Origin of the sequence: Streptomyces sp. HB132, assembly GCF_016909575.1 — a bacterium.
GTDB lineage: Bacteria > Actinomycetota > Actinomycetes > Streptomycetales > Streptomycetaceae > Streptomyces.
In genome coordinates, this window is record NZ_JAFBGA010000002.1 from 572,206 (window position 1) to 586,910 (window position 14,705).

The 14,705-nt window shown below is 71.0% G+C and carries 10 protein-coding genes and 3 tRNA genes; 7 read left to right on the forward strand and 6 right to left on the reverse strand.

The genetic code is table 11. The features are described from left to right. Positions 1-42 precede the first annotated feature (42 nt). Positions 43-127: transfer RNA gene (locus tag JOC24_RS06850), tRNA-Ser, on the forward strand. A 119-nt stretch (positions 128-246) separates the two neighbouring features. On the opposite strand, the gene JOC24_RS06855 is transcribed toward JOC24_RS06850, so the two are convergent. Further along, positions 247-717 carry a hypothetical protein gene (locus JOC24_RS06855; RefSeq protein ID WP_205019193.1) on the reverse strand — a complete coding sequence of 157 codons (471 nt, stop codon included), beginning with the start codon at positions 715-717 and terminating at the stop codon, positions 247-249. A gap of 481 nt (positions 718-1,198) precedes the next feature. Here JOC24_RS06855 and JOC24_RS06860 point away from each other — a divergent pair, with 481 nt between their 5' ends. Then, a complete protein-coding gene (locus tag JOC24_RS06860; protein WP_205019194.1) occupies positions 1,199-1,519 on the forward strand; it encodes a hypothetical protein in 321 nt (106 codons plus the stop codon). Between the two features lie 566 nt (positions 1,520-2,085). On the opposite strand, the gene JOC24_RS06865 is transcribed toward JOC24_RS06860, so the two are convergent. After that, complete coding sequence (locus JOC24_RS06865; protein WP_205019195.1) at positions 2,086-2,967, reverse strand: bifunctional DNA primase/polymerase; 882 nt, start codon at positions 2,965-2,967, stop codon at positions 2,086-2,088. A gap of 250 nt (positions 2,968-3,217) precedes the next feature. Here JOC24_RS06865 and JOC24_RS06870 point away from each other — a divergent pair, with 250 nt between their 5' ends. The 3 genes from JOC24_RS06870 (at position 3,218) to JOC24_RS06880 (ending at position 6,174) form a co-directional block, all read left to right on the forward strand. Then, on the forward strand, positions 3,218-3,529 hold the full coding sequence (locus tag JOC24_RS06870) for a hypothetical protein (protein ID WP_205019196.1): 312 nt from the start codon (positions 3,218-3,220) through the stop codon (positions 3,527-3,529). A gap of 234 nt (positions 3,530-3,763) precedes the next feature. After that, positions 3,764-4,318, forward strand: coding sequence for a SigE family RNA polymerase sigma factor (locus JOC24_RS06875; protein ID WP_205019197.1), 555 nt, complete (start codon positions 3,764-3,766; stop codon positions 4,316-4,318). 209 nt (positions 4,319-4,527) lie between these two features. Continuing rightward, the gene (locus JOC24_RS06880) at positions 4,528-6,174 is read left to right on the forward strand and encodes a long-chain fatty acid--CoA ligase (RefSeq protein WP_205019198.1); all 1,647 of its coding nucleotides are present in this window, start codon (positions 4,528-4,530) and stop codon (positions 6,172-6,174) included. A 149-nt stretch (positions 6,175-6,323) separates the two neighbouring features. On the opposite strand, the gene JOC24_RS06885 is transcribed toward JOC24_RS06880, so the two are convergent. Both JOC24_RS06885 and JOC24_RS06890 read right to left on the reverse strand, forming a co-directional pair. Continuing rightward, positions 6,324-10,442 (reverse strand): hybrid sensor histidine kinase/response regulator, encoded by a 4,119-nt coding sequence (locus tag JOC24_RS06885; protein ID WP_205019199.1) that lies wholly within the window; start codon positions 10,440-10,442, stop codon positions 6,324-6,326. Positions 10,443-10,787: 345 nt separating this feature from the next. Continuing rightward, on the reverse strand, positions 10,788-11,258 hold the full coding sequence (locus JOC24_RS06890; protein ID WP_205019200.1) for an SSI family serine proteinase inhibitor: 471 nt from the start codon (positions 11,256-11,258) through the stop codon (positions 10,788-10,790). Between the two features lie 430 nt (positions 11,259-11,688). On the opposite strand from JOC24_RS06890, the gene JOC24_RS06895 reads away from it, so the two are divergent. Continuing rightward, positions 11,689-11,779, forward strand: a tRNA-Ser gene (locus tag JOC24_RS06895). A 206-nt stretch (positions 11,780-11,985) separates the two neighbouring features. Next, a tRNA-Arg gene (locus JOC24_RS06900) sits at positions 11,986-12,058 on the forward strand. A gap of 205 nt (positions 12,059-12,263) precedes the next feature. Here JOC24_RS06900 and JOC24_RS06905 read toward each other — a convergent pair. After that, positions 12,264-13,466, reverse strand: coding sequence for an NAD(P)/FAD-dependent oxidoreductase (locus JOC24_RS06905; RefSeq protein ID WP_205019201.1), 1,203 nt, complete (start codon positions 13,464-13,466; stop codon positions 12,264-12,266). A gap of 91 nt (positions 13,467-13,557) precedes the next feature. Then, positions 13,558-14,502 (reverse strand): RNA polymerase sigma-70 factor, encoded by a 945-nt coding sequence (locus JOC24_RS06910; protein WP_205019202.1) that lies wholly within the window; start codon positions 14,500-14,502, stop codon positions 13,558-13,560. Between the last annotated feature and the right edge of the window lie 203 nt (positions 14,503-14,705).

A 14,705-nucleotide genomic window follows, 5' to 3' on the forward strand; every position in this document is an offset into this window, starting at 1 on the left:
ATCGAGCCGTCCCCGGGCCACCGGGGCGCGGCGCCGACGCGGGGTGGGTTGCCCGAGCGGCCTAAGGGAACGGTCTTGAAAACCGTCGTGGCGCGAGTCACCGTGGGTTCAAATCCCACACCCACCGCAGCAGAACGGCCCCTGACCAGCGATTCCGGTCAGGGGCCGTTCGCGTCTTCTGGGTCATCTGCTCCGCGGGTCCCGGTCAGATCCCGCGTGATCCGGCACGTGAAGGGCACGTCCGGGTCAGCCCCGAGACACCAGCTCGATCGTCACGGGTGCCGCTGAATCGAGGTAGATCGTGTCCACGTCGTCCTCGGAAAGAGCCTCGCCGGGGTAGTCGGCCGGCACTACGCCGAGCATCGTGTGAGGGCGGGGGAGCCAGCCCACATCCTGTGGAGGCTCGCAGCGGTGGATACCGGTGATCCGCACCAGCGTCTCGGGCATGCCCACGAGGCAGCTGTCACCGGCGTGCAGTTTCCATGGCTCAGGGTCGGTTTTGAACAGACTCGTGGTCCAGTCCGGGGAGTCGGGGTCCGTCGCGAAGGCCCTCTGGCCGTTCCACCTGAACTGAGACTGTGGATCGATCTGGGCCCATGGCCACTCGACGGCGACGTCGAATGGGAACACGTCGACCACTCGGCCCTGCGCCGGCGGGCAGCTCACTCGTAGAACGTCGCCAACCCGGAAGTCTTGATGCAGCCCGTTCTTGCCCATGCTGCCCCTTGCCGTTGTTCGCTCCGAGAGCTGCACGGTACCGACTGCCTCAACCGCGGCTCGCACCGGCGGACATCTCGGCTACAGACTTAGCCGCACATTCCGACTCTGCTGGAAGCCCGGCGCATCGTTCAGGGGGCTCCGCACCGAGTGATCTCCCCATCGAGCTCCTCGCCTCTGCGGGAATTCGGACCGGCGGGGCATTCGGACCGGCGAGGCCTTCGGGCTTCGGCTTAGCCAGGTGTACGTAGACAGGTGTCTCGCTGTGCGTGGATGAGAACCTGGCCGAGCAAATGAGGGCGCTTCTCTTCGGCGCCTCGACCCTCTCTGGTCTCCTCGAATCTCCTCGAACCAGAAAGACGAATCCGACAACTGGAATCCACGACTTGTTTTCCGGTGTGTCCTTGAGGGGCACATATTCGAATGGGTGATATGGGCGTGCGATAACATGCGACCCTGCTGGTCTACAGAGGGGGAATTTGTGAAGAAGGCGTACATATATCTCGTAGCGGCATGTGTTCTTGTGACAGTCTCATGTGGAGGGAGTGGTCCGATCGAAACTTCCCGTCTGACGGATCGGGAGAGAGAGTGGGTCGAGTTCTCCTATACGCGCGAGAAGAATGAGGACACCAAACGGATGTGGGAACAGTTGCCGGCCGAAGGGGGCGAGTCTCATGTCAAGCAGCAGCGTCTCAGGCTGTGTGGTGACACGGCGGCGGTGATGCGGAGCCTGAAGGAGGCGGGCACCACGGCAGAAGAAATGCAGGAATACGAGGCGAATCTTGGGGAACTCCTCTGCTGACTAAGGCCGCCCGGACGTGTGGCAGCCACCCTCCAGCCGCGGCAACCCGGAGATGAGTGAAGGCCCCGCCGATATCAGTAGGGGCCTTCACGAAAACAGTTCTGCTCCAGGCCGCTGCGTCTCCGAGTATTCTCAGCGGGAATGTGTCACGGGATCGGTGTGGGGCCATCGTCACCAGCCCGATGTGAACACCCTGCTGACAACACCATCCTTCTGGTTTTCCCGGCATCCACCGCTTCTCACGGCCCCCGATCGGCTGTCCGGCGCGGGCGTCGTTATCGTCAGCGTCGCCCGTAAAGCGCCCGAGGTTATCCGCCGAGCGGTGTGCGGTCCATACGGCCAGGTCGAAACGGCCCTCTGCGGGTCGGCTTCTCGAACTCGGCCGCCGACTCAGCCCCTTCTCAATCAGATCGTCCCCCGGAGCTGCTGACCTTTTCGTGAGCCTTGCGTAGAAGCGGAGAAGTGCTGTGAGGCCGTGGCCCACCTTCGTCGGGTCCACGCCGGAGCTGCTCCACGGGAGACTCCGTCATGCCCCACCGAGGGAAGGGGCGACGAGGAGCGCGGGGTCAGGGTGTCCGGCGCGGGGTGGTCAGGCGTGCCGCGGAGGCGATCGCGGCGCGGGCCTCCTGTTCGGTGAGGCCGGTGCGCATCGCCGCGTCGGTGAGCGCCTCCGCGAGGTCGTCGCCGAAGCCGTGTTCGTACGCGCGACAGGCGGCCCAGAACAGGCGGGTGTTGCGCTGGCCCTCGTGTGCCTCCCGTACGAACTGGACCAGTCCCTGACCCTGCCGGGCGGGGGGCGTCCGGCCGGCGGGGTGGGCGGGGTGTTGCCGGGGCGTCAGCAGGCGCAGGAGGCCGCGGGGGCAGGGAGCCGGTATCAGGTGGGCCGTACCGGGGGCGAGCCGGTAACGGCCGTGGGTCGTGACCGATCCGGGGCCGACGAGGTAGCCGCCCGCCCCGCGCACGTCGATTCCGGGAGCGAGGCGGCCTGCGGAGTTGGACACGGAGGCGCCGGACGGGCCGGTCAGCCAGAGGTGTCGGCCTCCGCTGGGCGTGAGCACCGTGACGGTGGCGGGGATGGTGAACAGGTGCTGGAGGGCCAGGTGTTGGAGCGCGGCCACGGAGTCGTTGCCGTGATCGGTGTCGATGTCCAGATCGATGCCGATCAGACGGTGCGGCGGTCGGCCGCAGGCGATGCCGTAGCCGGTTGCCCTGGGTGCTGCGGCGAAGAGGGCGCGGACCGCGGCCGGGTCGGTGGTGGCGTCGTGGACCCCGTGACCGGGCAGCCCGCAGGCGCCCCGGCAGTGCACGGGCGCCCTCTCGTCGCGGTGAGGTGAGCGCAGGGCGGGGAGCTTGGTGGCGGACAGCGGGAAGACGGGGAGCCCGCGTTCGGCGGCGGAGAGCGCGTGGGCCAGGGCCAGGGTGGCGGTCTGCCTGTCGGTGGTGGCCATGGAGCTATTTTCGTACAGATGTTCGAGAAAGGGAAGGGGGGAGGTCTGCTCGGGGTGGAGTGCCCCTTCTCTGCGGGGTTTACCGGGGGTTCGTCATACGTGCGAGGGAATCGCGCAGCATGGGCGGTTCGCCGGGGATGCGAGGGGAAGTTTTGCTCCCGCGACGTCGTGACCAGCACCGAGGCGGTCGGCCAACTGCTTCGGAACCAGCCGTACCAAGCCGCATCTTCGGTTCCTGGAGGAAATTGACATGGCAAGTATCCGTACCGCTCGCGCCCTCGCCGTCGTCGCCGCTCTGCCTCTTGCCGCCGCCTTGTTCGGAGGGGTCGCGATGGCCGACAACGGTTCGTTCGCGAAGGACGGATCGAACGCGGCGGTGGCGACCATCGGGTCCGGTGGTGTCGGTGGGAACAACTCCGGCAATTCGTCCACGTCGCAGCAGCAGGCCGTCGGTCTCGGCGCGTCCAACCACAGCAACTCCGCCCAGGTGACCGGATCGGCCTTCACGGTGATCGACCAGTCCACGGACATCATCGCGGTCAACTTCACACCGCTCTGGTGAGCTGAGAGGGGTGGGCCCGTGCGGCGGTGGCCACGGCCGCTCCCGCGCGGGCCGCTCCCGCGCCGTGCCGGGTTGTTTCCCGGAGCGGGGCCCTGAGGTGCGGACCCTGAGGCGGGTGCGCTGTTCCTCCACCTTCAGGAGGTCGGCCCCGCCGGGCGCCTACAACCTGAGGCGGACGTGGCTTCGGGACCTGGGGCCGATCCCCTCGTCCGCGCCCGCTCCTAGCGTGGAGGAATGACCACGCCAGTCTGCACCGGCGCCTCCAGGGCGGTCGCTGCCACCGCCGGACACCGCCGTTATCCGTCGTTCTCGTCGTACGTGCGGGCCAGGGGCCCCGTGCTGCTGCGCACCGCGCGGTCACTCACCGCGAATCCGAGCGACGCCGAGGACCTGCTGCAGACCGCCCTCACCAAGACCTACGTCGCCTGGGAGCGGATCGAGGACCACCGGGCGCTGGACGGGTACGTCCGCCGCGCACTGGTGAACACCCGGACCTCGCAGTGGCGCAAGCGCAAGGTCGACGAGTTCGCCTGCGGGGAGCTCCCCGAGAAGGAGGCCCCGCCCGCGCCGGACCCGGCCGAGCGGCAGTCGCTGCACGACGCGATGTGGCGGGCCGTGCTCAAGCTCCCGGACCGGCAGCGTGCGATGGTCGTCCTGAGGTACTACGAAGACCTCAGCGAGGTCCAGACTGCCGAGGTGCTGGGGGTGACCGTCGGGACGGTCAAGAGCGCGGTGTCGCGTGCGCTCGGGAAGCTCCGCGAGGATCCGGAGCTCACCCCGGTCCGGTGACCGAGGCCCCCGCTACCGGCGGCCCGGCCCCGGGAGCCCGGTGACCAGGCCCCTTCGGGCACCGCCCCGCAGTCGCCCCTCAGTCCGTCCTGCGCCCGGATCTGCCGGCCGACATCGATTCGTACTCCCGGGAGTAGTGACATACCGCTTGGTATGTGAGCAGAATCAACGCACCCTTACTGCCGCGTAGCGCCCACCGGGAGGACGCCGTGCTGAGCACCATGCAGGACGTACCGCTGACTGTGACCCGCATCCTGACCCATGGGATGACCATCCACGGGAAGTCGCAGGTGACGACCTGGACCGGCGAGCCGGAGCCGCAACGGCGCACTTTCGCCGAGATCGGCGGGCGCGCCTCGCAGCTGGCGCACGCTCTGCGTGACGAGTTGGGCGTCGTGGGCGACCAGCGCGTCGCGACCCTCATGTGGAACAACGCCGAGCACGTCGAGGCGTATCTGGCGATTCCCTCCATGGGCGCCGTACTGCACACGCTCAACCTACGGCTCCCCGCCGAGCAGCTGGTCTGGATCGTCAACCACGCCGACGACAAGGTCGTCCTCGTCAACGGTTCCCTGCTCCCGCTGCTGGCACCGCTGCTTCCCCACCTGCCCTCCGTCGAGCACGTGGTGGTGGCAGGCCCCGGCGACCGCTCCGCGCTCGACGGCATCACGCCCCGGGTGCACGAGTACGAGGAGCTGATCGCGGGCCGTCCCACCTCCTACGCCTGGCCCGAGCTGGACGAACGCCAGGCGGCGGCCATGTGTTACACGTCCGGGACCACCGGGGACCCCAAGGGCGTCGTCTACTCCCACCGCTCCATCTACCTGCACTCCATGCAGGTCAACATGGCCGAGTCGATGGGTCTGACCGACAAGGACACGACCCTTGTCGTGGTGCCGCAGTTCCACGTGAACGCGTGGGGGCTGCCGCACGCGACGTTCATGACCGGCGTCAACATGCTCATGCCCGATCGCTTCCTGCAGCCGGCCCCGCTCGCCGACATGATCGAGAAGGAGCGCCCGACGCACGCCGCCGCCGTCCCCACGATCTGGCAGGGGCTGCTGGCCGAGGTCACCGCCAACCCGCGCGACCTCTCCTCCATGGCCAGTGTCACCATCGGCGGCGCCGCCTGTCCGCCCTCCCTGATGGAGGCGTACGACAAGCTAGGTGTCCGCCTCTGTCACGCCTGGGGCATGACGGAGACGTCGCCGCTCGGCACCATGTCCAACCCGCCCGCAGGGCTGACCGAGGAGCAGGAGTGGCCGTACCGCATCACCCAGGGCCGCTTCCCGGCCGGTGTCGAGGCGCGGCTGACCGGCCCCGGAGGCGAACACCTGCCGTGGGACAACGAGTCGGCGGGGGAGCTGGAGGTCCGCGGCCCCTGGATCGCCGGTGCGTACTACGGCGGTGCGCACGGCGAGGACCTGCGTCCCGAGGACAAGTTCAGCGAGGACGGCTGGCTGCGGACGGGGGACGTCGGCGTGATCAGCGGGGAGGGGTACCTCACGCTGACCGACCGTGCCAAGGACGTCATCAAGTCCGGCGGTGAGTGGATCTCCAGTGTCGACCTGGAGAACGCGATCATGGCGCACCCGGATGTGGCCGAGGCCGCGGTCGTCGCGGTCCCCGACGAGAAGTGGGGCGAGCGTCCCCTCGCGACCGTCGTCCTCAAGGAGGGCGCCACCGCCGACTACGCGGCGCTCAGGACCTTCCTCGCCCAGTCCGTCGCCAAGTGGCAGCTGCCCGAGCGCTGGACGATCGTCCCGGCGGTGCCGAAGACGAGCGTGGGCAAGTTCGACAAGAAGGTGATCCGCAGGCAGTACGCCGACGGCGAGCTGGACATCACACAGCTCTGAGCCGCGACGCCCCGGAGGGGCCCTGCCCCGTGCCGACGGCGGCCGGGCAGGGCGTCCGAGGGCTGGGTTCGGGCGGCACACGACGAGGGCGGTACGGGAACACCCGTACCGCCCTCGTCGTAGGCGCCCGCCCCCTTCGTCGGGGAGCGTCAGTTCGTCCCTATCTTCGCCAGCAGATCCACGATCCGGGACTGCACCTCGTCGCTCGTCGAGCGCTCGGCGAGGAAGAGCACCGTCTCGCCGGAAGCGAGCCTCGGAAGGTCCGCCTCCTCCATGCCTGCCGAGGTGTAGACGACCAGCGGCGTGTGGTTCAGCGAGCCGTTCGCACGGAGCCAGTCGATGATTCCGGCGCGGCGGCGGCGTACCTGCATCAGGTCCATCACCACCAGATTCGGACGCATCCGGGTGGCGAGGTCGACCGCCTCGCTGTCACCCGCCGCCCGTGCCACCTGCATGCCGCGCCGCTCCAGCGTCTCCGTCAGCGCCAGGGCGATCTCCTCGTGTTCCTCGATCACCAGCACCCTCGGCGGATGCTGGTCGCTGTCGCGCGGGGCGAGCGCCTTGAGGAGCACGGCCGGGTCGGCACCGTAGGCCGCTTCCCTGGTCGCCTGCCCCAGACCGGCCGTCACCAGCACCGGGACCTCTGCCGCAACCGCCGCCTGACGCAGCGACTGCAGCGCCGTACGGGTGATCGGCCCGGTCAGCGGGTCGACGAACAGCGCGGCGGGGAACGCCGCGATCTGGGCATCGACCTCCTCGCGGGAGTGCACGATCACCGGACGGTAGCCGCGGTCGCTGAGGGCCTGCTGCGTCGAGACGTCCGGCGCCGGCCAGACGAGCAGCCGGCGCGGGTTGTCCAGCGGCTCCGGAGGCAGTTCGTCGTCGACGGGCTGCGGCTGCGGCCGGTTGGCCACCTCTACGGCGCCCCCGGGCCCGTCCAGCGGCTCAGGCCCCTCGGCTCCCTCGTCGGGGGCCCCTATCGCGTACGAACGGCCCTCGGACGCGGGAGCAGACATCAGCCGGCCGGACCCGCTGCCCTGCACCGTGTTTCCCTGCGCCTGCGCCGTGGGCTGCGGAGGCGCGGGGACCGGAGCGGGCTGCGGAGGCGCGGGAGCCATGGCGGGCGGGGCCGGGTGCTCGGCCTCGGGCGGGGCAGTGAGCTTACGGCGCCGGCCGGCACCCCCGAGCGTCTGGTTCTGCTGGTGCGCGAGGTGTTGCGCGAAGGGCACGCCCTGACCCAGCGTCCGCACGCTGAACGCGCGGCCCTGGGTCGAGTCCGAGGATGCCGGCATGGGCGCCTCGGCGGGCAACGGCTGGCGCCGTGCGTCAGGGACGGGTGCCGGCGCGTCGGTGTCGGCCGGGTGCGGCTCCGGCGCGGAGGCGGAAGCCGGCGCGGACGCGGGGCCGGCCGGAGCGGCGATGGTGCCCGTGGTGTGGGTGGTGCCGGCCGATCCGGCCCAGGGCCCGTCACCGGCCGGATCCGTGTCGTCCTCATGAGCCGGTGCGGCCTGTTCCTGCGCCGGGCCACCGCTCTGCGCCCAGTCGGGCTGCGGAGGAACGGCGGGCAGCGGCTGGCCCGGAACGGGGTGGCCCGGGCGGGCCACCGGCTCCGGAGCATCCGAGGGCCGTGCCCGTCGGCGGCCGGACGGCGCGGGGTGCGGTTGCGGCGGGGTGTGATCCGCGTCCGGCACGGTCCGTACGGCGTCGTGGCGCTCGGGCAGCGAATCGTCCCCGGCCGTGACCGGCTGCGCGCCCGAGGGCACGGGCCGGGGCGGGGCCGGTGCGGGGACGGGTTGCGGGGCGGATGCGGCCGGGCTGCCCGCGGACGGTGCCACGACAGGTGAACCCGGAGCCACCGGCGGGATCCGGTCCGCCGCCGCGGGCGGCAGCGCGAAGGCCGTACGCGGCCCCGTGGGCTCGGCCGCCGCGGCGCGTTCCTGCGCCGCGGCGAGAGCCCGGCGGGCCCGTCGCCCTCCGGGCTGCTGCGCCTGCTGACCCGGAGCCTCGGGTGAGGCGAGGGCGGGCAGCGCGGGCCGGCCGCCGCCCTGCTGACCGGTCCGTCCGGAGGCGTTCTGCGGAACGCCCTGGGGCGGCACCGTCTGTCCGCGCTGAGGGCGTCCGCCACCCCCCTGCGCACCCTCGGCCGCCGTGACCACGGATCCCTCCGAGGGGGCGGAGGCCGCCGCGGGGAGCGCCAGCGCCTGCCGGGGCTGCTCCGCCGGGGCTGTCGCGCCCGACTCCGCGGGGCTGGGCCGGCCGCGCCTGCGACCGGAGCCCTCGCTCCGCTGAGGCTGGGTCAGCTCCTCCTCCTGCTGCTTTTCCTGCGGGGGTGTGGAATCACGGCGTGCCCGGCGCCGTCCGGTCGGCTCCGCCGCCGCGGTGTCGCCGGACTCCGGAGCGTCCGCCTCCGCGTCGGCGGGGCCGTCCAGGAACGCGTCCGTCGACGCCCGGCGCGCGCGGCGGCGGCCGCCCTGGGGAGCGGGCTCCGGTACGGCGACCTCCTCGGCCCCCGGTACGGCGATCTCCTCGGCCACCGGTACGGCGGTTCCCTCGGCCACCGGGAGCGGCTGGGGCGCGACGGTCCCGGAGCCCGTGCCGAGCGGCACCTCCAGGACGTACGCGCTGCCGCTCATGCCGGGCATCTCGTGGGTCTGGAGCACACCGCCGTGCGCGCGTACGATCCCGCGGACGATCGGCACATGCACCGGGTCGCCCCCGGCGAACGGCCCACGCACCTCGATGCGTACGACGTCACCGCGCTGCGCCGCGGCCACGACGACCGTGGAGTCGACGTAACCGCCGCCGGGCACCGGCCGGGCCTTGCCGGTCGAGTCGACACCGGCCACGTCGGCGACGAGGTGGGCGAGTGCCGTGATCAGCCGGCTCGCATCGACCTCGGCCTCGATCGGCGGTGCGTGCACCGCGAACTGCGCACGCCCGGGGCCGATCAGCTCGACCGCGCCGTCGATGCCCGCGGTCACCACGGCGTCGAGCAGCACCGGCTGCTTGACGAGATCCTCGGCGCCGGTGTCCAGGCGCTGGTAGCTCAGCACGTTGTCGACGAGCGTCGTCATGCGCGCGTAGCCGGCAGCCAGGTGGTGCAGGATCTGGTTGGCCTCGGGCCAGAGCTGACCGGCCGGGTCCGCCGCGAGGGCCGAGAGTTCGCCGCGCAGTTCCTCCAGCGGCCCACGCAAGGACTCGCCCAGCACGGCCGTCAGCTGGGTGTGCCGCGCGTCGAGGCCGGTGAGGCGCTCCCTCTGCTCCTCCAGCTCGGAGGCGTACCGCTCGGTCCGGTCCGCGCTCTCGGCCGCGTGCTGTTCGGTGAGCTCGGCGACCTCCGCACGGTGGTTCTCGGTGAGCGCGGCGACCTCGCTCCGGTGGCTCTCCGTGAGCTCGGCGATCTCGGCGGCGTGCCGTTCGGCCAGCCCGGAGACCTCACCGGTGTGCTGCTGTGTCAGTTCCTCGAACGGCCTGCGGTCGGTGAACGTCATGACGGCGCCGACCAGCTGGTCCCCGTCGCGCACCGGCGCGGTCGTCAGGTCCACCGGCACCTGGGCACCGCTCTTGGACCAGAGCACCTGCCCGCGCACCCGGTGCTTGCGGCCGGACCTCAGGGTGTCGGCGAGCGGCGACTCCTCGTACGGGAACGGGCCGCCCTCCGCGCGGGAGTGCAGGATCAGCGGGTGCAGCTCCTGGCCGCCGAGGTCGCTGGCGCGGAAACCGAGGATCTGTGCGGCGGCGGGATTGACCAGGACGACCCGGCCGTCCGTGTCGGTGCCGACGACACCCTCCGAGGCGGCCCGCAGGATCATCTCGGTCTGGCGCTGCGAACGGGCCAGCTCGGCCTCCGTGTCGACCGTGCCGGAGAGATCCCGTACGACGAGCATGAGCAGCTCGTCGCCGGTGAAGCTGGAGTGGATGTCGTTGTATCCGGCCTGACCGCTGTCCAGGGAGGCACTGGTGACCTCGACGGGATAGTCGGTGCCGTCCGTCCGGCGCGCGATCATCCGCGTCGGCTTCGTCCTGCCCTGCTCGTCCGCGGCGTCCGGCGTGCGCATCGACCCCGGGATCAGCCGCGAGTCGAACTCGGGAAGCAGATCGAGCAGTCCACGTCCCACGAGAGCGGTGCCCGGGGTCTCGAACATCTCGAGCGCGATGGTGTTGGCGTTGACGACCGTGCCGTTGCAGTTGACGAGCAGGAGCCCGTCCGGGAGGGCGTCGAGGATGGCTGCGAGGCGAGCAGCGCCTCGGGATGGCCTGCTGCTCACGAGACGCTTCCTCCCTGAATACCGCACCTTGCCGACAGCGGGCCCCATCCTGCCCCTCGGGCCTCAGGCTGTCACTGGAGGAGTCTAAAGGCAGGGAGCGCGTGGCGGGCGGCGGATGAGGGGGAGCTCTCACCAAGGTTCTGTGCACACGGTGTACGCCGGGGGCCCATGTCGTGAGCGTGAGCGCCCCCTCTGACGTGCGTCGATGCGCCGCGACAGGGGTTCGCAGACGGCCCGAAGTGCCCCTGGAGCGTGGTTGAACGGGCGCCGGAGGCGGCCTGCGCGCGCCCCCGGGTGCGCCGTCCCACCCGGGCAGAGTCCCGGCGCACGCCGCGGCCGAACCGGTTACCTCGCGGAGGGGAGCACCGGCACCAGATCGTTCCACCGAGAGATCTCGCAGCCGTTGGCCCGGCTGAACCGGGCGTCGATGTCGGTCCCCTGCCAGGTGCCCTGCACCCGGGCTGCGGCCGGTCCGCCGGCCTGCTGGGTGCACATGGCGTTGCGGTCCGTGGCCACGAAGGGGTTGTCCCCCGCCTCCGCGGCCTCGTCCAGCAGGTCGCAGGCACGCTGCGCGGCGGGGTGGCTGCCGCCCGCCGGGCCGCACTCCAGCTCGAAGGTCCCGTCGGCCGCCGGGTTCCCGGACTCCGAGACCGTCACGGTGAGCCGGGTCCTCGCGTCCTGCGCCGCCGGCCAGTCCCCCTGGAGCAGGGGGAGAGGGGGCAGCGGTACGAGGGGGGACGCGGCCGTGGCGAAGGGCGCGGCGGCGGACAGCGCGGCGAGGGACGCGACGGCGGTGAGGGTGAGACGGCGCAGCATGCGGGGCTCCTGTTGTTCTGGCGCGCCCTGGAGCGCGCCGGCCTGTTCCGGTGCGCGCCGGGTGAGGGCGAGCGCGCCGGGGACATGGGTGTCGGGGCGGAGGGCGGAGCCCTCGTTCTCTCTAACGCTCCTTACGCCCGCACGTTGCGCAACTCATGGGGGGCCGACCGGAAAAGCGGCTTCCGAACGTCTGACCGGGTCTGCGGTGGAAGCCCGCGCGGCGTGGTCGGCTGAGGACGAGGTGGAAGCCCGGAACCGTGCCCGGCCGGGTGCGCAGGGGAGGACTGGCGGTGCCTGGTGGCCGGAGCACTCGCCGCAGGGCGCTTTGCCTCGCCGCCCACCTGCCTAGTACCGTGGGCGGCGATTGGTGACAGCGCGCTCGACTGTGTCATCATCTGCACGCACCACTCGCGCTTGCGCGAGGTGTGCTGGAGGCGTCGCCTAGTCCGGTCTATGGCGCCGCACTGCTAATGCGGTTTGGGTCTTAAAGCCCATCGAGGGTTCAAATCCCTCCGCCTCCGCAGGATCCCGAAGCCCCGTGCCCCCGGCACGGGGCTTCGGTCTTCCCTGGCTGCGCGAACTTGCTCCAGAGTGGCGTTTTCGCAGCTCAGACCCGGTTTGGCTAATGGATTTCGCGTCACGGCACAGGTCATGTAATGTTGTTCTCGCAACGCCGACCGGGGAGAAAAAAACCGGGAAGCGGGACCGAGGCCCAGGCCGAGGACACGCACTCGTAGCTTAACGGATAGAGCATCTGACTACGGATCAGAAGGTTGCAGGTTCGAATCCTGCCGAGTGCACAGCAGGCCAGAGGCCCCCAGGAGAAATCCTGGGGGCCTCTCGCGTTTTCCGCCTTCGCCGTGGCGGTACCTGTACCGCTCCTCTCCGGGGAACCGGCCGAGTGAGGCTGACGGGTGAGGGGGCATCACGCCCGATGGCCAGGGCCGGGACGGCCGGGCCGGCTCACTTCGACCGCGGGGCGACGGAGCCTCGGGGCCGGCCGGGTCAGGCCGACTCCTTGGCGGGCGCAGTCGCTCCGGCTCGCTCCCGCACCACGCGGCGGCGCCGGACCGGAAGTCCGAACGTCGGGTTGCCGACCCCCCAGGCCGCGCCTTTGCAGACCAGCTCCTTGTAGACGGCGGCGAGCCGTCCGGTCAGGGCCGCACGGACGGCGCGGTCGTCGGCGGTGACGTACTGGATCAGGCCTTCCCTGCGTCCCAGGGAGATGCACTGGTTGAAGTAGCGGATCGGCACGGTCGGAAGCTTCGCGCCGGTCAGGCGTGCCGCGATGGCGTCGGAGGCCTGCAGCGCGGTGAAGCCGCCTGAGGCGCACGACATCCGTAGCGGCTTGTCTCCGGGGCCCATCGCCATGGCGGCGTCGCCGATGGCGTAGACGTCCGGGTGCGAGGGCGAGCGCATGGTTCCGTCGACCACGATCTGGCCCGTGCCGGTGACTTCCAGGGTGGTCGCCCGTGCGATCGGGTGGACCGCGAAGCCGGTCGTCCACACGGTGGCCGCGGCCGGGATGTTCTCGCCGTCGGCCGTGGTGACGTGTCCCGCCTCGACGGCGGTGACTGCCGTGTGTTCGTGCACGGTGATGCCGAGCCCGGCGAACACCTTCCGCACGTGCCCGCGGCCTCTGGGTGAGAGCCAGTCGCCGAGCGTGCCGCGGGCGACGAGGGCGACATCGAGGTCCGGGCGGGCCTCGGCGATCTCGGTCGCTGCCTCCAGGCCCGTGAGGCCGCCGCCCACGACGACCACGGGTTGACCAGCGTCCAGACCGGCGAGACGCTCGCGCAGGCGGAGCGCTCCGGGACGCCCGGTGATGTCGTGGGCGTGCTCGTCGGTGCCGGGGACGCCCTGGGTGTTCCAGCCGCTGCCGAGGGCGTACACGAGGCTGTCGTACTCCAGGTCCTCTGTGTCGGTCGCGCCGGGGGCGCTGACGGTGACGGTCCTGCGGTCGACGTCGACGCCGGTGACCTTCGCGAGCTTCAGTTCGACGCCGGTGCCGGCGAACATCTCCGCGAAGGTCCGCGGTTCGAGGTCCTGGCCGACCGCCAGCTGGTGCATCCGCACACGCTCGACGAAGTCGGGTTCGGCGTTGACGAGGGTGATCGAGACGTCCTCGCGGTGGAGGCGCCTGGCGAGGCGGCCGGCGGCTACGGCTCCCGTGTATCCGGCTCCGAGGACGATGATGCGGTGCTTCATTTTCCTGCTCCTGTCTCGCGGGTTCGCCACTTGAACCGGACAGGTCCCCGTTTCCTGACAGAGCCACGATGTGAAGCACGTCACGTCGTGGTCAGAAGGGGATGAGCAGGGGTTCCCCGTGATCGGAGGTCGCCCACTGCCGAGTCGCGCGCTCGAGCTTGTCGGGGTTGACCTGGCTGCGGAACGCGGCGATGCCGTCGGCGGTGATCTCCAGGCACATGACGGCGATGACCCGGCCGTCGAAGACCACCACGAGGGCGGGGGTGTTGTTGGCGGACGCGGCGTAGACCGAGGGGGAGCCCCCCACGAGGGCCCGCTTGGCCTTTCCGGGCGTGAACATGCCCCGCATGAACCTGGCCACCGCGAGTGCGCCCTCGAACGGTGTGGCGCGGGCCGGTACCTTTCCGCCGCCGTCGCCGATCGAGACGGCGTCATCGGTGAGCAGCCGTAGGAGGGGCTCTGTCCGGCCGCCGGCGGCGGCCGTGAGGAACTCGGCGACGATCCGGCGGGCGGCGGTCTCGTCGATCTCGGTGCGGGTCCTGCCCTCCGCGACGTGCTTCTTGGCGCGGTGGAAGATCTGCTGGCAGGCGGCCTCTGTGATGTCGAGGATCTCCGCGATCCTCCGGTGCGGGTAGTCGAAGGCCTCCCGCAGCACGTACACGACCCGCTCGTTCGGTGTGAGGCGTTCCATGAGGGTGAGGACCGCGTACGACACGGACTCGCGCTGCTCAGCGGTGTCGGCGGGGCCGAGCATCGGGTCCCCGGCGAGCAGGGGCTCGGGCAGCCACTGGCCCACATAGGTCTCGCGCCGGGCGCGGGCCGAGGTGAGCTGGTTGAGGCACAGGTTGGTCAGGACCTTGGTCAGCCAGGCCTCGGGGACCTCGATGCGGCCGGTGTCGGCGGCCTGCCAGCGCAGGTACGTGTCCTGGACGGCGTCCTCGGCATCGCTCGCGGAGCCGAGGAAGCGGTAGGCGATGGCCTTCAGGCGGGGCATGGAGGCCTCGAACCGCTCCATGTCGTTCATGGTCGGAGCCATGGCCCGGATCCTAGCCCTCGTGGCGGGTGACCGGCCGCGCGGTGCGCGGTGCGCGGTGCGGGCGCCCGACCGGGCTGGAGGCTTTTTCTGGAAATTCATTCTAGAAAAAGTTCGCCCCGCGACGTGGCCGCGTCTGTGATGGCGTGGCGTCGGCCGGAAGTCCTCGTCCGTTAGGGTCTCCACGCGTCTCGTGGCGCGAGCTG

Bases quoted from the DNA above. Each gene is read 5' to 3' on its own strand.
- JOC24_RS06910 (WP_205019202.1), bottom strand. From the start codon at position 14,502: ATGGCTCCGACCATGAACGACATGGAGCGGTTCGAGGCCTCCATGCCC.
- JOC24_RS06875 (WP_205019197.1), top strand. From the start codon at position 3,764: ATGACCACGCCAGTCTGCACCGGCGCCTCCAGGGCGGTCGCTGCCACC.
- JOC24_RS06855 (WP_205019193.1), bottom strand. From the start codon at position 717: ATGGGCAAGAACGGGCTGCATCAAGACTTCCGGGTTGGCGACGTTCTA.
- JOC24_RS06890 (WP_205019200.1), bottom strand. From the start codon at position 11,258: ATGCTGCGCCGTCTCACCCTCACCGCCGTCGCGTCCCTCGCCGCGCTG.
- JOC24_RS06905 (WP_205019201.1), bottom strand. From the start codon at position 13,466: ATGAAGCACCGCATCATCGTCCTCGGAGCCGGATACACGGGAGCCGTA.
- JOC24_RS06870 (WP_205019196.1), top strand. From the start codon at position 3,218: ATGGCAAGTATCCGTACCGCTCGCGCCCTCGCCGTCGTCGCCGCTCTG.
- JOC24_RS06865 (WP_205019195.1), bottom strand. From the start codon at position 2,967: ATGGCCACCACCGACAGGCAGACCGCCACCCTGGCCCTGGCCCACGCG.